This is a genomic window from Maribacter confluentis (assembly GCF_030505015.1).
Lineage (GTDB): Bacteria > Bacteroidota > Bacteroidia > Flavobacteriales > Flavobacteriaceae > Maribacter > Maribacter sedimenticola.
In genome coordinates this window covers 2096807-2115693 of record NZ_JAUKUC010000001.1, presented here as the reverse complement: position 1 = coordinate 2115693, position 18887 = coordinate 2096807, and the positions used below count along the sequence as shown (strand labels likewise).

19 protein-coding genes are annotated in these 18887 nt (G+C 36.4%); 11 read left to right on the top strand and 8 right to left on the bottom strand.

The genetic code is table 11. The features are described from left to right. Positions 1 to 400: 400 nt before the first annotated feature. The 4 genes from Q2T41_RS09375 to Q2T41_RS09360 all read left to right on the top strand — a co-directional run bounded on the left by Q2T41_RS09375 (position 401) and on the right by Q2T41_RS09360 (position 4388). Positions 401 to 844 carry a hypothetical protein gene (locus Q2T41_RS09375; RefSeq protein WP_304435862.1) on the top strand — a complete coding sequence of 148 codons (444 nt, stop codon included), beginning with the start codon at positions 401 to 403 and terminating at the stop codon, positions 842 to 844. Between the two features lie 103 nt (positions 845 to 947). Beyond that, the gene (locus Q2T41_RS09370) at positions 948 to 2702 is read left to right on the top strand and encodes a sensor histidine kinase (protein ID WP_304435861.1); all 1755 of its coding nucleotides are present in this window, start codon (positions 948 to 950) and stop codon (positions 2700 to 2702) included. Then, the gene (locus Q2T41_RS09365) at positions 2699 to 3313 is read left to right on the top strand and encodes a response regulator (protein ID WP_304435860.1); all 615 of its coding nucleotides are present in this window, start codon (positions 2699 to 2701) and stop codon (positions 3311 to 3313) included. The genes Q2T41_RS09370 and Q2T41_RS09365 overlap by 4 nt, the downstream gene beginning before the upstream one ends. Before the next feature lie 37 nt (positions 3314 to 3350). Then, positions 3351 to 4388: an Ig-like domain-containing protein gene (locus Q2T41_RS09360; protein WP_304435859.1), complete on the top strand. Its 1038-nt coding sequence runs from the start codon at positions 3351 to 3353 to the stop codon at positions 4386 to 4388. 180 nt (positions 4389 to 4568) lie between these two features. Here the strand turns inward: Q2T41_RS09360 and Q2T41_RS09355 are convergent, their stop codons facing one another. Continuing rightward, positions 4569 to 4859 (bottom strand): DUF2188 domain-containing protein, encoded by a 291-nt coding sequence (locus Q2T41_RS09355; RefSeq protein WP_089261184.1) that lies wholly within the window; start codon positions 4857 to 4859, stop codon positions 4569 to 4571. A 305-nt stretch (positions 4860 to 5164) separates the two neighbouring features. Between Q2T41_RS09355 and Q2T41_RS09350 the strand changes: the two genes are divergently transcribed. Both Q2T41_RS09350 and Q2T41_RS09345 read left to right on the top strand, forming a co-directional pair. Further along, the gene (locus Q2T41_RS09350; protein ID WP_304435858.1) at positions 5165 to 5731 is read left to right on the top strand and encodes a hypothetical protein; all 567 of its coding nucleotides are present in this window, start codon (positions 5165 to 5167) and stop codon (positions 5729 to 5731) included. A 62-nt stretch (positions 5732 to 5793) separates the two neighbouring features. Next, entirely contained in the window at positions 5794 to 6024 is a 231-nt protein-coding gene (locus tag Q2T41_RS09345; protein ID WP_210708634.1) for a hypothetical protein, read from the top strand. Between the two features lie 19 nt (positions 6025 to 6043). On the opposite strand, the gene Q2T41_RS09340 is transcribed toward Q2T41_RS09345, so the two are convergent. From Q2T41_RS09340 to Q2T41_RS09315, 6 genes are all read right to left on the bottom strand, one after another. Beyond that, positions 6044 to 8944 (bottom strand): type I restriction endonuclease subunit R, encoded by a 2901-nt coding sequence (locus tag Q2T41_RS09340; protein ID WP_304437426.1) that lies wholly within the window; start codon positions 8942 to 8944, stop codon positions 6044 to 6046. A 4-nt stretch (positions 8945 to 8948) separates the two neighbouring features. Next, the gene (locus tag Q2T41_RS09335; RefSeq protein WP_304435857.1) at positions 8949 to 9788 is read right to left on the bottom strand and encodes an Abi family protein; all 840 of its coding nucleotides are present in this window, start codon (positions 9786 to 9788) and stop codon (positions 8949 to 8951) included. Between the two features lie 422 nt (positions 9789 to 10210). Next, positions 10211 to 11755 (bottom strand): Fic family protein, encoded by a 1545-nt coding sequence (locus Q2T41_RS09330; protein WP_304435856.1) that lies wholly within the window; start codon positions 11753 to 11755, stop codon positions 10211 to 10213. A 272-nt stretch (positions 11756 to 12027) separates the two neighbouring features. After that, on the bottom strand, positions 12028 to 13371 hold the full coding sequence (locus Q2T41_RS09325; protein ID WP_304435855.1) for a restriction endonuclease subunit S: 1344 nt from the start codon (positions 13369 to 13371) through the stop codon (positions 12028 to 12030). Further along, a complete protein-coding gene (locus tag Q2T41_RS09320) occupies positions 13371 to 14960 on the bottom strand; it encodes a type I restriction-modification system subunit M (RefSeq protein ID WP_304435854.1) in 1590 nt (529 codons plus the stop codon). The genes Q2T41_RS09325 and Q2T41_RS09320 overlap by 1 nt, the downstream gene beginning before the upstream one ends. A gap of 7 nt (positions 14961 to 14967) precedes the next feature. Then, positions 14968 to 15612: a hypothetical protein gene (locus Q2T41_RS09315; RefSeq protein WP_304435853.1), complete on the bottom strand. Its 645-nt coding sequence runs from the start codon at positions 15610 to 15612 to the stop codon at positions 14968 to 14970. 347 nt (positions 15613 to 15959) lie between these two features. On the opposite strand from Q2T41_RS09315, the gene Q2T41_RS09310 reads away from it, so the two are divergent. The 4 genes from Q2T41_RS09310 (at position 15960) to Q2T41_RS09295 (ending at position 17470) form a co-directional block, all read left to right on the top strand. After that, positions 15960 to 16118, top strand: a complete 159-nt coding sequence (locus Q2T41_RS09310; RefSeq protein ID WP_179213197.1) for a hypothetical protein — start codon at positions 15960 to 15962, stop codon at positions 16116 to 16118. Positions 16119 to 16154: 36 nt separating this feature from the next. Further along, positions 16155 to 16427: a hypothetical protein gene (locus Q2T41_RS09305; RefSeq protein WP_304435852.1), complete on the top strand. Its 273-nt coding sequence runs from the start codon at positions 16155 to 16157 to the stop codon at positions 16425 to 16427. A gap of 96 nt (positions 16428 to 16523) precedes the next feature. Next, on the top strand, positions 16524 to 16715 hold the full coding sequence (locus Q2T41_RS09300) for a hypothetical protein (RefSeq protein WP_304435851.1): 192 nt from the start codon (positions 16524 to 16526) through the stop codon (positions 16713 to 16715). Positions 16716 to 16894: 179 nt separating this feature from the next. Beyond that, complete coding sequence (locus Q2T41_RS09295; protein ID WP_304435850.1) at positions 16895 to 17470, top strand: TlpA family protein disulfide reductase; 576 nt, start codon at positions 16895 to 16897, stop codon at positions 17468 to 17470. A gap of 89 nt (positions 17471 to 17559) precedes the next feature. Here Q2T41_RS09295 and Q2T41_RS09290 read toward each other — a convergent pair whose 3' ends face one another. Then, complete coding sequence (locus Q2T41_RS09290; protein ID WP_304435849.1) at positions 17560 to 18006, bottom strand: PepSY-like domain-containing protein; 447 nt, start codon at positions 18004 to 18006, stop codon at positions 17560 to 17562. Positions 18007 to 18162: 156 nt separating this feature from the next. Between Q2T41_RS09290 and Q2T41_RS09285 the strand changes: the two genes are divergently transcribed. Next, positions 18163 to 18840, top strand: a complete 678-nt coding sequence (locus Q2T41_RS09285) for a response regulator transcription factor (RefSeq protein ID WP_304435848.1) — start codon at positions 18163 to 18165, stop codon at positions 18838 to 18840. The last annotated feature ends 47 nt before the right edge of the window (positions 18841 to 18887 follow it).

The following is an 18887-nucleotide window of genomic DNA, read 5'->3' as shown; positions in this document are numbered from 1 at the left end:
GCCCTATCAGTTAATGATAGGGCTTTTTTTGTGTTTATAGTCGGCTCTTTTGGGGGGTAATACCCTTTGTAACACAAATGGTTGCAAATCAATGGAATACTTTATATGCTGTTGTGATATTTCCCCAGAAAACATTAAATTGTTAATGTGTATTAGAGCAATGGTCGTTCATCTTCCCCCCTGCTAGACAGCCTTGTTCTATTGCTGTTTTCAATGGATTGTGATTACAATACAACACATAGAAGACCAAAATACCCACTTATAGGGATGCTATACCATCCTAATTTAGTTCAATTTTAACCAAACCAAAAAACTAAGAATTATGGACAAGCAGACTTCTACTCTACAACCCGAAAGAAAAATCTACTTAAATGTAAACCCACTATGTGATGATCTCCAAGTGATTCATGTTGAATCTACTTTAGGTTTTAATATAATGTTATATGCAGAATTTGATTGTACTGAATATAATGATAGCAATGACAGTGTGAAAGTGAATGGTGTAAAGTTCTATAGCTACCCAATGTCTGGCCTTATCTCTTTTGGAATATTGGATGTAAAATTTGAAACAGAGCCATATCATAATTTTAGAATCATTAAAATTTTAATGGGAGCAAATGGTAATAACCAACATGATGTCGATTTAACCAACGAAAACATTGTCTGGAAATATGATGAAATTGTCGATAATAAAATTTCCTTTGAGGTTAAAGGACATGTGTATACACGAGATACACTTGCCGCAAGTCACCCCATGTTGGACGATGAAAGTAATACAAGCTTTTTTAGCCCATTAATACCAGTTGGAGGCAGACCTTGTCAATTTAGATTGGTAAAAGAATAAATAATAGTTTTAGTAACGTATGACCAAATGGATAATAGTTTTATCATCATTACTGTCAATATTTATTTTAGAAAATTCAGAAAAACAGGTAGAGATGTTTTTTGTGAAATTAAAAAATCATGATGTAAAGGGAGCAGAAATTATTTTATCAGATTTACCGAAAAATGATATAGCAACTTTATTGCAAATTCAGCTTGATATGTTTGTAACTGGGAAATCTGAAATACCGTTTAATTTCAATAAGCAGATAAATCAAGGGTTTACAAATAATACACAACTTGCACTCAAATTTTTAACAGAGGGAGATTTAATATTTCATAATGAGTTAGGTAAAGATGATATTGTTTTCGAGATGTATCAAAAAGCATTGATATATTCTATTCATTCAAAAGAAATTAGTGCCGAAATATTAAAACGAATACTCATTATTGTTTCTCAAAACTCACATCTTTTAGATCAGTATCCTAACTTTTTAGAATTATATAAAGAGGTTTTGTATGATGAATATGAGGTTGCCAATTACAAACTTTTAGAAACCAAGTACAAATCAGCGGTAAGTAATAAACCCTATATCAAAGAATTTAAAGGCGCTTTAGAATCTTTGAATAATTTAGAGTTGTTACGGGCTAAATACTATAGAATGTTGGGTATTGCATATGATTATTATCAAAATGAGCTAGATAGTGCAAAGACTTATCATTTAAAGTCAAAATCTATTTATGATAGATATAACTCTTTCTATGCTTTTGACCAAAGCTATTCAACCAGTATTAATCTTGCAATTGTAATGAATCAAACAGGAGATTATGGACTTTCAAATAAGATGCTACTTCCTTTAACTAAATCATTTATAAAAAAAAACAAAGAATACAACCGGGTATTGGCGTATGATTGGATTGCAGATAATTATGAAAAGCTTTCACAATTAGACAGTGCAAATTTTTATTTAAAAAGAAGGAATAACCTCAAAGACAGTTTGGATTTTTTAAAAAACGCAACCAATGTTTCATATTTACAAACAAAGTTTGAAACGGAGAAAAAAGAAAAACAGATACTTGAAGAACAACAAAGAGCGCAAACCAATCAAAACTGGCTAATAGTGGCCACATTGGCCCTTGTTTTAAGCACAGGAATTGCCATTCTGGTTCAAAAAAACACCACTAAAAAAAGGAAACTGGCAGAACAGGAAACCCAACTAAAACAAGAACGGGTAGACAATCTTTTAAAGCAGCAGGAACTCGTTAGTATAGATGCCATGATAGAGGGGCAGGAAAAGGAGCGGCAACGTGTGGCCAATGAACTGCATGATGATTTGGGCAGTCTAATGGCAACGATAAAACTGCATTTCAATACCGTGAAAGGCAAATTTAAGGATCCGGCATTGCACCAAGCGGAAACCTTATTGGAAGAGGCCTATCAAAAAGTAAGGGGTATGGCCCATAGCAAAAATTCTGGTGTAATGAGCGACCAAGGTCTATTGCCCGCCATAAAAAAAATGGCCCAGGTAATAACGGAAACCAATGCGTTACAGGTAACCGTGGAGGATTTCGGCATGGGTGACCGACTTGAAAATTCATTGGAACTAAGCCTTTTTAGAACGGTACAGGAATTGGTGGCCAATGCCATTAAACATGCCGAAGCCACAAGGTTAAATATACAATTGACCCAACATGAGGATACCTTGAACATCATTGTGGAAGACAATGGCAAAGGTTTTGACCGTACCAACGCCGTAAAGGGCAAAAACGGTATGGGATTGACCAATATAGAAAAGCGTATAGAACATTTAGAGGGCCATTTCACCATAGATAGTGTATTGGGTAAGGGCACTTCCATTTTAATAGATATACCCATATGATCACCGTAGCTATAGCCGAAGACCACCAAGCCCTAATAGACGGCATTAAATCCTATGTAAAATATGAGGATGATATTACGGTTATTGGCCATGCCAATAATGGCGAAGCGTTGTTGAAGTTGGTACGGTTAAGGCAGCCCAAGGTTGTGCTCTGTGATATTCGCATGCCTAAACTAGATGGTATAGAGGCCACCAAAATTATTTTAAAGGAGTTGCCCCATACCAAAGTAGTGGCCTTTACGATGTTTGACCAAGATGATGCCGTTAAACAGATGCTGGCGGCCGGGGCGCAAGGCTATATTTTAAAGAACAGTAGTTTAGAGGTGGTATTGGAAGCCATACGCACCGTTGCCGATGGCAGAACTTATTACGATAAAAAGATTCACTTACCGGATGCGGAAAGGAACAGCTCAAAAAGTGTGCTTTCATCCCGTGAGCGCGAAATTTTACAATTGGTTGCCAAAGGCCATACCAGCCATCAAATTGCGGACGAACTCTTTATTGGCAAAAGTACCGTAGACACCCACCGTAAGAACATGATCCGCAAATTGGGTTTGAGCGGCGCAGGGGAATTGTTGAGGTATGCGGTAGAGAAGAAGTATGAGTTTTAGAAAGTTAGCATAAATAGTAATGGTAATTAAACAGTTTATGAGAATCAATAAGCAAGTGTATAACGTTCTTAGTGTAGTGGGTCTTTTGTTCATGTTCTCTTGTGCCAAAGATGAAGTAACGGATATTGAAGAGCCTGTTCCGGTTAATGCTAGTCCTATAATGGCAGATCAACAGTTTACTATTTATGAAAACCCTTTTGAGTTAACTTCCATTGGAAGCGTTACTGCGCAGGACCCTGAAGGGGATAAAATTACATATGCATTGGAATCGGATATTGAACTGACCGTCAGTGCAAACACAGGTGAGATTTGGACAAAAAGAACGCCCATTTTTGATTATGAAACCACACAATCAATATCGTTTGATGTAAGCGCTAAGGACATAAAAGGCAATAAGACAATTGCGACCGTTACCATAGATATATTGGACAAGGATGACGGACCATTGACCAATTTTCAAAAAAGTTTTGTAAACGAATATATTTATTTAACGTATAAATTATCACCCACGGCCAGTGGTGGCAACCTCAGTGAAAAATGGCAAGGAGCGGTACAATTATTTATTGAAGGAGATTTGCCAAGTGATTATGCCGCTACTGTTGAGAACTATTTGGATGAATTTAGAGTATTGATGACAGATGGCACTACAATTGAACTGGTGGCTACTCCAGAAGAATCCAATGTACATCTGATTATGGGTCCAACTAGCGCTGTTGTGACCATTTGGCCCGATATGTACGACTTGATCAGTGATGGAAATTTTGGAGGCTACGCACTTTATAACACGGATAGTAATTACCAAATTTATAAAGGTCGAATATGGATGCGTGGTCCAGATGAAGGCCTCTTTAAACATGAGTTTGGCCATATAATTGGTTTGGGACATACCTCGGACCAATATTGCGATACCGAGGCAACCAGTGTCATGTGCTCCGGGCCGGCGGACCAATTTAACACCTTTGACCAGGAGATCATAAAAACCCTCTATCGTACCGAAACACCGGTAGGCTTGGACCAGAACGCCATGCGCTCCTTGCTGACCGACTACCTGATACAAGGGGACATTGTTTTTTAATAAGCGGACAACCTAAAATAAGGACAGAACGCCATTTTATTAAACACATCTATTTTTTACCCAGAGGGAGTTTCAGCGGCCTCTTTATAAAGACATTGTCCTTCGGCTGTGCTCAGCAGAACTAATTTTAAAATTTGGCGTTGTATAATACTTCCCACCTCCCTTTTATTCTATGCCCAATTACTCATAGTTGATACGGTCGCGTATGGTACCATCTTCTCTATGGATAATAACATCTGCCTTGTATTTACGGGCCAATCGCTTGGCTTTGTTGATAGCGGTGAGTTGTAGCCTGTGCTTGGAGGTAATACGTTTGTTCCCTTCGCGCCGTACGGCCCAAGCATTTTTATAGGGCACTACATGTTGGTGCCACGTTCTACCTCTTTTACTTTGGCGAAAACTAGTAAAAAAGACTTCCACCAGTTCAATTAACGTAGCAACCCAAGATTGCGATGTAGTGTTTTTGGGCATAATGCATTAGGTATTGCTATCGAAGATACTGTTTTCAGGGGAAAAGTGTCGTGGTGACATTTGGTATGCATGAGATGATAGTTGGTGATTTAGGTTGCTTATGTCGATTCCTTCCGATTCCTTAAAGGTTTTACTAATAAGAACTTTGAAATATAAAAACTGCTATTACTTTGATATGTAGATTGTCGATTACACTGTAATTATCTTATATACAATGTTTTAGTGTGAAAATACCCATTAGTGGGGATGTTTGTCTATCCTTATAATAACTACTTTGTGTTGCAGAAATCAAAAAACATATAATTATGAAAAAGTTGAAGTTTTATAAAATATTAATACTAGGACTATTAGGGATTATACAAAGTGTGTGCGCACAGCAAATAACACCAACTGAAGTTATTAGAGAGGTCAACAAATCAATAAATAACAGTAAAGCAATTATTGAAGATTCGAATTTACCCAATTTAACGAATGTCGAGATAACTTTAGAAACTACGCAAAAAAGAACAAACGATGGCAGTATTAAAATCCTGATTTTTACATTTGGAAAGAAAAAGGAAAAAAAAGCAACTAAGAAGATGTCATTCATTTTTGAACCAAAAGCAGAGGAACTTCAAGGTTTTACAGGTTCTTTATCAGAAGCTTTAAGCGATGCTATTGTTCAAGCGGCAGAAGCATTAAAATCTATGAATGACACTGGTAATGTATTAAAGCCAAAATCCACTTCCATTGAATTAGGTTTTTATATTACTAATTCTAAAACAACTGGTTTGTCATGGGACGTTACCCCATTATCAGCATCTATAACAGGAAAATATGATAGATCTAGAACAGGGTTTCATTCTGTCAAACTCTTTTTTGGAGAAAAGTAAATTAGTATTAAGTCTGTTTGATAAAGTGAATTAAAAATTTTAAACTATTAAATTTTGAAAGAATGGCAGCAATACACATCATACAGTATAGAGCAGGTTGGGATTTAAATAATAATTATGGAATTCTCCAACTAAGATCACAGAATGGAACATGGTCATCACTAAAAAAAATAAATGACCCAAATGAATTTCAAGTGATTATGGATTTATTACGAAATGAACATCCTATTTTTCATGACACAAAAAGTGACGTGATAAGAACGACAAATGAAGATATAGGCGATAATGAATAAAATAATTTTGTTACTGTTCTTACCCCACCATCCCATTCACAAAAACCTCAATAAATTCTTTCATTTTTAAAAGAATGCGTTCACCAATTTCACGTGCTTTTAAAATACTTGGTCTGTTATCTAAACATTTGAAAACATCATCTCTAATTGGTTCTTTTCCGCTGTATATATAGCTGTTAATTAATGCATTAAATTGAAGCTTGTCCAGGTTTTCTTCTTTACATAGTTTGGCTAATGCAAGTATTTTCTGTTCTTGCCAATAGGTCTCAAACTCATCTTGTATATTGTCCGTATCTTCAATTTTAGGCAGGTTTTCTTCTATAAACTTCTCAATAAGTTCTCGTTTACTGCGCAGCATGGTATCACCGCCCAATAAATCTAAGATGGCTTTTTTCTGTTTTTGAGCTTCAGATTTGGTTGCCCTTTTTAATTTGGCAAGAAGTTTAATAATGTATGCTACGTTGATATGATCACTATGTATAAGTTCCAGTTCAAAATCAATATCAGCTAGAATAGATGTTTTCTGCTTTTGATGATCACGCTTTACTTTATCGTAGAGGTCTCTATATTTACCTTGATAGTCTTCAAATTCTTGTTTACTAATAGTGAAATCATCCCAATTAAAATCGGTGTACGATTGCAAAACATTCATGTTTCTTAGAAGTTGCCTAAATGCCTGTACAAAGGCAGCTTCATCATCTTCTGTTACCAAGTCATTTACACTTTGGTAGGTCGGGGTTATTTCTCGTAATTTCTTTAGTGCCTCATCAAACTTTTCTGCAATAGCCTCGTAATCTGGCATAGTAACGACCTCTATGGCATCTTTGTTTGAAAAAAGGGTAATGGCATCATCTGTCGCTTTTTTAAGGTTACGAAAGCACAGTATGTTCCCTTGCGATTTCTCTTCTCCTAATATTCTATTGGTTCGGGAAAACGCTTGTATTAATCCATGTTGTTTTAAATTTTTATCAACGTATAGTGTATTTACTTTTTTGGCATCAAAACCGGTAAGCATCATGTTGACCACGAGAACAATATCTAAACGGTCTTTTTCATCATTGAAAGTAATTTTCTCTCTTTCTTTTAAGCGCTTGCTAATATCCTTAAAATAGTTCTCAAATTGTTGTTGGTCCTTGGTTGTAAAACTAGTGTTGTACATGGCGTTATAGTGGCCAATATAGGTTTCTAGTTTATCTCTGGTATGGCTAGAAGTATAAACAGGAGATGGCTCTGCAGCCAAGTCCAATTCATCACCTGGTAGATAATCTTGTGCATCTTCATTGGCTTCATTGGCACCATAAGTGAAAATAGTTGCAATACGTAAATTATGTTCCCCAGCTTCTTTTTTCTTCTGAAAGAGGTCATAATAGGTAATTAGATTATCAATACTACTAACGGCAAATAAAGCAGAGTACTCTTTACTAAATGTCTTTTGGTCATGATGCGCTATTACGTAATCTACAATTTTGGTAATTCGCTTTTCAGAATCTAACACCTCTTTTTTATCAATGTCCTCAACTTCAATATCAATAAAAGTTTTGCTTTTATTCTTATACCTGCCTACGTACTCAATACCAAATTTTAATACGTTTTGGTCTCTTATGGCATCTGTTATTACATATTTGTGTAGACAATTACCAAACAAGTCTTTTGTTGTGCGTTTACCAAGGTCATTTTTAGATGCATTGTCTGCAAAAATTGGCGTACCGGTAAAACCAAATAATTGACTATTGGTGAAGTATTCTGTAATTCTTGCATGTGTTTCACCAAACTGACTACGATGACACTCATCAAAAATAAATACAAACCGTTCATTTTTTAGAGCATTTAATTTTGTTTTGTTATGACCCGTTATGGCATTATTTAGTTTTTGAATAGTGGTGATAATTAAATCAGAATCTTTACGAACGCCTTTTTTGTCTTTAAACTTACCTAAGAACTGATTTACTAAACTAGTGGTATTGTTAGTAGAGTCTACGCTACCTTCTTTAAAGGCATTGAATTCTCTCATAGTTTGGTAATCTAAATCTTTGCGGTCTACTACAAAAATTACTTTGTATACCTCTGGCAAGTCCATTAATATTTGGCTTGTCTTAAAAGAGGTCAATGTTTTACCTGATCCTGTGGTATGCCATATATAGGCATTATCTGTTGAGGTCTGTACTTGTTTTATAATGGCTTCGGTTGCAAAATATTGATAGGGACGTAATACCATCATTATTTTGTGGGTTTCGTTGATGACGATATATTTAGCAATCATTTTACCCAAGTGGTTTGGGTTTAAAAACTGAGCGGCAAATTCGGTAAGCTCGGTTACATTTTTATTTTGGTTATCTGACCAGAAGAAGGTCTGTTTAACCGATTGTAATTTGTTGTTTGCCAAATATTTGGTGTTACCGCCATTGCTGATTACGAATAACTGCACGTATTGAAACAAGCCATGATTGCTCCAAAATGAATGTAATTGATAACGATTTATTTGATTGAAAGCTTCTTTAATTTCAATACCTCTGCGTTTCAGTTCTATTTGAACAAGAGGTAAACCATTGACCAATAAGGTAACGTCATACCTGTTTTTATAAGAACCTTCTAATGTAACTTGATTTGTGACTTGGAATAAGTTGTTTGTCCAGTTTTCAGAATCGAAGAAGCGAACATAGCAAACATCACCATTTTCCTTAGTAAAGCTAAAACGATCACGTAACGTCTTTGCTTTTTCAAATACATTGCCTTTTGCCAAATGATTAAGAATGGCATCAAACTCTTTTGACGAATACGTATCGTTATTGAAAGCTTCTAACTGACTTTTTAAATTAGAAACCAATGCTTTACCATCTAATATTTTTACAGGCGTGTACTCTAAATCAATTAATTGATTGATCAAGTTGTGTTCTAAAATGGCTTCTGGTTGTGTAGTCATAGTATTATTTCCATAACGGTTCATTTTTCCAATCAAGAAGATTACCATTACCATCAGAAGGGATACCTAGGTACTGTATAGGTACTTCAGGATATTTGGCAAATAACAATTCTAATTTTTCTTTTAGTCTATTACCAGGGTTTGCTCTTAAAAGTAAGTAGCGAAGCACGCAAATAAAATAAAAAATCCGTTTATTATTTTGGTACCTAGTACCTAACCAAGGACCAACGGGTTTTAATAATTTTTCTGGCTCTATGGCTAGGTCCTTATTCCATAATCTTGAATGATGTGCACAAATATTTCTAACATAAGTTAACGTATGTAACCAAGATGTGAATACCGTAGGGTGCACTTCAAAATAATTTGCTATACTTTTTTTATCAGCATTATTTCGTAAACCACGGTAAATATGTGATAAATCTCCCATTGTCAATAATTCAAAACACATCCAAGAAGGTGGATTAGAAGGGCTATTATAGGTGTTTGTGTAATGTTTTATAAATACTTCGGGTTTACGCGCACTTGTTGCCCTTGAAATAATACTTTGAAAGTCATTGAAAGGGTCAACTAATCTTCCTATCCTATTATAATACGGTGTTATAAAATGAGCCTTGTCATCTTGCCAATGTGCATTATCATGTGCTGTAGCCATATGATAGATGAATTGTGTTCTCACCGCAACTTCTATACGTTCTATGCAATCAAAAACTAAAAGGCGAAGTTCACGATCAAAAGAATATGTTTTTATAATTTGATCAAAAGTAGTACCAGTATTAAAAGTGTCTTTTATTTGTTGATATGGAAGGTAGTATGCACTTAGGCGATAATAACTTATTTCGGACAAGTATGAAAGTGCTTTTTTATCATCAGTTATTGTTAGTTGACGATTTTTAAGAAGCGCTAGTTGGTCTGCAAATGTTAATGGAGTTTTGGTATAAGGTTTTTTACTCATAGCTATAAAAGAAAAGACCTCCCAAGTGTGCTTCTACGATAGGCATGGGAGGTGTATTGCTGTATATTTAAGTACTGATCTCTGTAAGCACTTAACGATAAAAGTTTCTTCTAAAGTATATGCAAAACTACATATTTTGTACCAAATAGACATATTCATTAACATATTTATGTTTTTCTCAACAATTAAATTTAACCAAATTGATTTTAAGCGCACTATTATAAAGGCTTTGAATAATTATAAACCCAATTTCTTATATACTTCAATTATCAAATGAATTAGTTTATGCTCTAACAATGCTTCTGGTTGTGTCGTCATTTGGTGTTCAAAAAGATACGTTTATAATTTGCTTCTATAGCGGTTACTTCTTCATCCTTTAACTCAGAAAATTCCTTTTTTAGGGCTCTTTTAGATAGTACTCCGTTATGCTGTTCTAGAAAACGAACCAATATGGCAACCAATTTATCGGGCATTTCAAAATGGTTATCTACATAGTGTTTAAAGGCATCATAGTTTTGTAAATAATTTACCTCTTCTGGTATGACTCTATCTAAGGTGTCTTCTACACAATCGTATAAAAATTCCGCTTGCGGTGTAGCATCAAAGTATCTATAAAAGTCAATGGTAGTGTTTGTTACCTCAATATTATGGTCTTCTGTTTCTTTCCATTCTATATAATCTAGTAAAGGGTGCGAGTATGCTTCCAGTACATTTCTATAATCATCAATATGATCCAAGATAGAAGACGATACGGGAAAAATCACCCCTTGTTGTGCAAACCCTTTTTTTGCTAATACATGATGAATTATATAGCGGTGCAAACGCCCGTTGCCATCTACATAGGGGTGAATGAAAACAAAACCGAATGCAATGGTGGCCGCAGCCAAAACAGCATCATAGGTTTCATCTTGCAAAATGGCATTTGTGGTCAGTAACCCTTCAATAAGTTGTTTAAGATTTTCTTGCTTTGCAGAAATATGGTCTGGCAAGGGTTCGCCTGTAACCCTATCATGTTCACCCACAAAACCGCCTTCTTTTCTAAGCCCCATTTGTATAAACCTGCTATTTTCTATAATGAGTTGCTGTAAACGGTTTAACTCTGCTATGCTTAATGGTTTTTGACCAGCTTGCCCAATAGCCTTGCCCCAACGCATAGCTCTATTGTTACCCGGGTTTTCGCCCTCTATGGAAAAAGAGGCTTTAGAGTCTTTTAATAGTAAAAAGGATGATGCACGCTGTAACACATCTTTATGAACGGTGTTTAAAAATGTGTTTTTTTTACCGGATACATTGGCGTTTATATGCTTTTTTAATTTTTCTGTTTTGAATATTAGCGGACAATAATCTATGTTACCCGGTAGATTGTTGATTATTTTTTGTCGCGAAGCATTTTTACCAACTACTGCGTATTGCATTTTAGCGTCTAGTAGGGGAATATATTTGCGCTTTTTTAAATCTACATGTACTTCAATTTCCTCTTGTTGCAACCACTCGTATAGAAACCATATTTTTCGGCTGTATTGCCCCATTGGTTCTATGTGTAATAGGGTCTGTATATCTTTTTTTGAAAGAGTATTGAATAAAGATTTAAAAAATAGCAAGTTGATGCCTTCATATTTAATAGCAAAAACAAGCTGTTTGTATATGGTTTCTTCTGGGGCGTATGAGGCGGGATACATTTTCCAAGCACCTTCACTATATTTTTTACTCTTTTCGGTTATAAGAGAGAATGTATTTGGAAACGGTATTGGTAGCTGTAAACGCTCTATTATAGCACCGTAACCCACTATTTTTCCTTTTTCAGGTGTAGTTTTACCCTGAAAAATAGATGTTTTTATAGCTGGTATTTTAATTTCCATGGTATTAAAAATAATACGATTAAGCTCTAAGATAGCGCAAAAAAACATGCGCCACTTCAAAATTACGTGCGCATATAAGATTTTAACTTAAAAACATGCGCCAATAAAATGACTCTAAAACGTGCGCAAATATAAAAAAGTATGCGCTAAAGGTGTATTTTTTAAAAATGTGAGCGCTCTTTTGTTTCGTCATTGCGAACGTAGCGTGGCAATCTCTTTCTTATTAACACGCAACAGGCAGATTGCCGCCTAGTGCCTCTTTGCAATGACGGTTACACGAACATCTGCTGCAACAGCCCTCTTTTAAATTCTTGCGTTTTTTCTATCTGTTGGTTTACGGTTTCTATTTTAGTGTCTATTACCGATAAATAATTGGCTATTTTTTGTTGTTCTTTTATGCATGGAATATCAACTTTTACTTTTTTAAGTGACTTCTGATTTATTCCTTTAGCCGTAGAGCCGGTAGATAATCTCGTAATTGTGTTTTGAAATTTACTGCTCCAAATAAGTTGAATCAAAAAGGCGTTACTAATATTTTTAATAGATTTAAAAGCAACTACCCTCTGACTTAAAATATATTTTTTATTATCAGGAACTAATAAAGCCTTGCCTAATGGAGCTTCCATTGTAAACACAATATCTCCTTTTTCAAGATTTACCTTTCCCATCCATTTCTCATAAAGATCTTCTGAACCTAAATTACCTTCAGCAGTTAAATCAATAAAACCATTTTTAACATTATTAGCTGATAAACTTAAAATATCACCACCCCATTCCATTCCCATTTTTAGTGGTGTTCTACCTCTGAAATCCAAAACATCATCAAATAGGTCAAAAAACCGTTTCTCCTCCCAATCCGGAAAGTTTTCACCATTTTCATCTTTAAACCGTAATTTCCCAGAAAACAGTTGTTGCATTACCCCTTTTTTGTACTGCTCTAAAAGGGACTTCTTTTGGGTGAGCTGCTGTATTTTTTCATCCACTGCACTTAAAAAAGAAGCTATTTTATGTTGTTCAGGGAGGCTAGGGAGAACTAATTTTAATAGTGAAAAGCGATTAGTTGACAAACTCAGTACTTTCGTTCCTTGAGCAATAGTCATAATTTGTTTTCTCAATTTCCACGATTTCAATACATAACTTATATATCCTATTGCAGTTTTGTCTGTGACTGGTCTTGCTAAAAAGGTGTGAAGCCCAGCTACTAATTTTTCGTTATTTAAATTTATTAATTCTATTGATTTGCCAATGTCGGCGTAATCTTCAGATGCATCTGCAATGATTAAATCACCAAGCTTAGAATAAGAATCATTTTTTATTTTTGAAATATCGACGTTGGAATTTATAAAGGGTACATACTCTTTTTCTAAATGAAAATGAGATTGAAACTTGGTGTGTATATCACCATAGTGTATATTCCGTATTTCTCCATTTTCATAATTTAGTTTATCTCTTGAAAGTGAATTTGTTGTGTGAAAGGAATATAATTTACCAAAAAAAGTTTCTTTTATATCCCCATCAAACTCCTTAAAACGAAGTTTTGGTATTAGGGGTTGCGTTTTTGTTTGGGTAGATTGTTTCATCTTACCTTCTTGCAATGACGTTTCTTGTTCAACCATTAAAACGGGGTGTTTATACCTAGTTCATCGCAAAATTGCTTAATAGTGGCATCGGTGCTTCGGCTACGCTCAGCAACCGCTCGCAATTCATTGCTTACGGCTTCTAAGTCTACCGGTTCTTCTTCCTCAAACGTATCTACATACCTAGGTATATTTAAGTTGTAGTCGTTTTCTTCAATTTCTGCTTTGGTAGCTACGTAACTGTATTTTTCTGTGGTGGCTTCTTCAAAATTGCCACTGGTATACCTTTTATAGGTGTCAATAATTTTAGCAATGTCTACATCTCTTAATACATTTTGCGTCTTCACCTTCTCAAAATGTTGGCTGGCATCTATAAACAACACTCGGTCACTGAGCGGAGCCGAAGTGCGTGTTTTTTTCAATACCAAAATACAGGTAGGTATACTGGTACCGTAAAATATGTTTGCCGGTAAGCCAATAACGGCATCTAAATGATTGCGGTCTTTGATCAAGTACTTACGAATATGACCTTCTGCGGCACCTCTAAACAAAACCCCATGCGGCAAAACCACCGCCATAGTACCGTTATCATCTAACTGGTGTACCATGTGTTGTACAAAGGCAAAATCTGCCTTGCTGCTAGGCGCTAGTTTTCCGTAGCTAGAAAATCGGTCATCGCTCATAAAAAGTGGGCTGGCGCTCCATTTGGCAGAAAAGGGCGGGTTGGCAATAATAGCCTCAAAACGTTCGTCTATATGTTGCGGGCGTTCTAGGGTGTCCTCATTCTTAATATCAAAACTTTTGTAATGAACATCGTGCATGATCATGTTCATACGGCAAAGGTTGTAGGTGGTAGGGTTCATTTCTTGCCCATAAAAAGCACTTACGTTTTTTACCGCTTTGGCAACACGTAGCAATAAAGAACCAGAGCCACACGTAGGGTCATACACAGATTTTAGCTTGTCTTTGCCCACTGTAACCAATTGTGCCAATATGCTAGAGACTTGTTGTGGCGTATAAAATTCACCTGCCTTTTTACCGGCACCACTGGCAAATTGCCCTATTAGATATTCGTAGGCATCGCCCAGTACATCACTTTCGGTATTTTCTAGGTCAAAATCTATTTCATCTAAATGCGTAAGTACTTTTACAATGAGCTCGTTTTTATCGTTTTCGGATTTACCTAGCTTAGAACTGGTAAGGTCTAAATCTTCAAAAAGGTTACCAAAATCGTCTTCGCTTTCGGTACCCATGGTACTTTGTTCAATATGGTTAAGCACTTTGGCAAGATCCCCTAAAATAAACTGGCTTTTACCACCGGCGTTGCCTCTACGGGCAAGCTCGCTAAACAATTCAGATGGTGCTAAAAAGTAACCTAGTTTATCTAAAGCCGCATCTTTTACGGCAGCAAGGTATTCAGCTTCCATGGCATGCCCTTCAATTTCTTGAAAGGTGAGTCCGTCTGGTTGTAAAACTTCATTGGCATAGAGTGCCATTTTTTTACTGAGATATTTGTAAAAAATGAAACCTAATATATAGTCTCTAAAATCATCGGCATCCATTTTACCACGAAGGGTGTTGGCGATGTTCCAGAGTTGTTGTTCTAATTGTGCTTTTTGTTCGGTCATATTCTAATTATACGTTTTCAAAGAATTTTACTGCGTAATTGCAGTATTCGATAATTTTAGCAGAGTCTGTATTAAACTCTTTTCTACTGCCGAGATATTTACGGTCTGCCTCAATAATCTCTTTGCCTTTTTTTAATTCAGCATAAGATATACATTTGATGTGCTTTTTTGTAATTAAAACGAACAATGCATTTTCAAAAGGGTAATTGCTATATTTCTCAATATCGCTCAGTTTTAATTTTCCATTTGCTCGGTATTTTACTTCAATAAAGTGTGCCATATTATCTTTAAAGAAGACAAAATCTGGCATTTGTCTAATATTTTTTTCTACATCTCCTCTTACCCCTCTTAAAAGATCAGTTATTCCAGGTATTGAATTTTCCATACCATAGCTAAAAACTTGAAAACCTAAAGACCGAAAAAGCTGTTCAACAATAGTTTCCGCAATTCTGCCTTTAATTACGCCAGACACCCATGGGTTTTCTTTTGGTTTTTTAATTTTTTTCGAGTCGTCTGCTTTAATTTTTTTTGTTTTGGAAATAGGCTTTTCTTCCTCGGCTACATCGTTACTTTTATTTTCCTTTTTGTAGCATTTGTAACATAGTCCTCCGTCGAATTTTGTGGGTTCACCACATGTAATACATTCTGGCATTATTTTACATTCAAATTTTTATGGTTAATCTCACCACCAAATTAATCAATCCATCTGTAAAAAGCAGGGAAACGAGCAATACATCCCCCTTTTTTAACCTTTGAAAAATACCATTACTTTTAAACAATTCGTTACGGAAAGCCGTAATGTTTTCCAGGAAAAGATGCTTAGAGACTAATAAGTGTTTTCTAAAGGGACAAAATTCACCTTACGGCCGTACTATTAGACTAGGACAGTGCAAAAAAACCAGTAACTTTGGCGCTCAAAAAATGGGGCGTAGGCTCCACATACATTATTATTGAAAGAAAACTACTACATTTATAGCGTAAAAACACGAGTACCTATCCATGGCAAAAATTGAAATTAAAGGTTCCCCAGAAGAGTTGGAAAGAGTAGCTACATTCTTGGCCAACAACAATATAAAGTTTAACGTCGTCAACGATTATGGCAACCATTCCTTGGAAGACATTGACAAGTATGCCTTGCTTATGAGCAAATATGCATAGATAATTTTGTAACTTACTTGTTTACAGATTTAAATTATGAAAGGGCTACAGGAAATAAAGCGTGCTATTGACCACTATGTGGAAACGAACAACAAAACGGCATTGGAGGTAGTAGCCGCACTTGAAAAACACTACTTCAACAAGGCGGTTACGGAAGAGATCAAACTGTACAAGAAGAAAAAGAAAAAGGTGGCCCAAATCACCAAGGACCTTAAGATAAGCCACCGGCGGTTTTATAAGATTCTGGAAGATAAAAAGGTAGCTTTTACCAAGTACAACAAGTCCAACGACAATACTGATGATCAGTAAAGGGGTTGCCATTGGCATGGACAATGTGTATCCTAAAAAAGCAAACAGAATAGCAGTAGGCGCTATAGTTTGCATAGCATAATTAAAGAACACATGATGAGAAAAATAATACCTATTATAGGAATGGCAATTGCGTTGGTGGAAATTGGTTATAGTTTTTATACCATGAACGACACTGGACGATTTTTCGGTTTTGAACTGAACATTTGGGTCTTTCGCATCATTTGGGCAGCCCTGTTCGGGTTAATGTTGAACAACTATCTTAAGGCACGGAAGGCTACTGTATAAAATCGGTTTTGAACAATAATAGCACTATTGTTGCATTTAAAGGTCACAAGATGTAAACATTGTGCTAGTTATAGGCTTATGATAAAAATCTACTAGTATACAAAAGATTCTTACCTAAGTGTTCAAGAAACGAACAAATTTCAGTAAACTATCCACACCTATTCCGACCAACGCCTTACATGAAAAAGCGAAAATTTAAAATTAGCGATATTCTATTTGGGGTATTCATTGTATTGTTATTGATTCCCCAGACCAGAACGCCTATTCAAGTAGCGGTCAACAAAATAAAGGTGGCCATTTGGTCGCCCAGTATTGAGGATCAAGAGGACCAACAAAAGATAGCGCCGTTTGATTATGCCGTTACGGATATGCAAGGGGCATCCCAACACATTGCTATAGGCCAGGGAAAAGTGGTTTTTTTAAGCTATTGGGCCACATGGTGTCCACCCTGCATTGCGGAATTGCCCGGTATTCAGGCATTGTACACTGATTATGGGGAAAAGGTAGCGTTTGTATTGCTGACCCAGGAGGAACCAGCTAAGGTATTGGACTTTGTAGCCAGAAAGGAATACCATCTTCCCATTTATTTTCCGCAAATGCAGGCGCCGGAAGTACTTAACGAAAACAGTTTGCCCACCAATTATGTCATAGATGCCCAAGGAAAAATCATTGTTAAGGAAACAGGTGCGGCAGATTGGAACAGTACAAAAATACGTTCCCTATTAGATGAATTGATCGCTGAATCTATGAAGTAGTTTGTATAGCATCGGGCATTGAAAATAGGTGCTAAAAAAGCCGGAAACATAGTTCCCGGCCTCTTCCACATTTCCCAATCAAAGAAACATCAATCATTCTTTTCGCGCAGTACGGTTCCATCGGCATTAAAGACTACGTCCTTTTCATTTATCCACCCTTTTTTTAATTCCACTTCATAGGTGGTGCTACCATTTTCCGTAGTCTTTTCTACCTCATCGACCTTATAACCGGCATAGGTATTCGTAATTGCGGTGCGTATGGCCTGTGGTAAATCGGCTTCCGTGAGTTCTTGCTCCGTTTTTGTCGTTGTACCATCTGTGGCATACCAAATTTCATGGTCCTGTGCATTGATTTCAAATTCAACCTTATAGGAAGTACCTTCCTTTTCCCACTCTACATCATTGGCCGTAGGGTAGCTTTGCTCAAAAGTATCCTTTAGATTTGCCGGCACCGTATTCGTGTCAATATCCTGTGCAGAGCCAATAAAAATCCCCAATGTGGCCAAGGCTCCAGTAAGTATATGCTTGTTTTTCATGTTGTATATTTTTTAGATTCCCTACAAATAAAAGGTACAATTCTAGAAGGAATTGGGAATGCCTATTTTTCGTGGCCAAAGGCATTGGTTTCCTATTGGACTTTATTCCCATTTCTTTCTAGATTGTTGCTATATTGTTGTAACAAACCATAGCCCATGAAGATTCTGATTATTGAGGACGAACCTCAAATGCTGGAGAATATGCGCCAAACGTTGGAGCGCGAGCAGTATATTGTGGAAACGGCAACGGACTTTACCGCCGCCAATGACAAGATCGGGGCGTACGACTATGATTGTATTTTATTGGATATTACCTTGCCAGATGGTAATGGGTTAGAGCTGTTAAAGGAACTAAAGGCGCTGGGCAAGGAGGATGGGGTCATCATTGTATCGGCCAAGGATTCTTTGGATGACCGTATAAAAGGCTTGAACCTAGGGGCGGACGATTACCTGCCCAAACCGTTTCATATGGCAGAACTGCATGCTCGGGTAAAGGCCATTGTGCGCAGGCGAAATTTTGAGGGCAATAACCAAATAGAGATCGGCAATGTGAGCATAGACCCGGAAAGTAGAAGTGTTTTTGTTGCCGAAAAAGAGGTCGTTTTTAACCGTAAGGAGTTTGATGTCCTTACCTATATGATATCCAACAAGACCCGTTTGGTTACCAAGACCGCACTGGCAGAACACGTTTGGGGAGACCATATAGACCAAGCCGATAGTTTTGACTTTATCTATTCCCAAATAAAAAACGTACGCAAAAAATTGGCAGATGCACAGGCAACGATAGAAATTGAGGCAGTATACGGGGTAGGATATAAATTACAGGTCGTCTAGCGGCAGACCATATCTACCATTCGCCAATGTAATGCTTATTTTTAAGT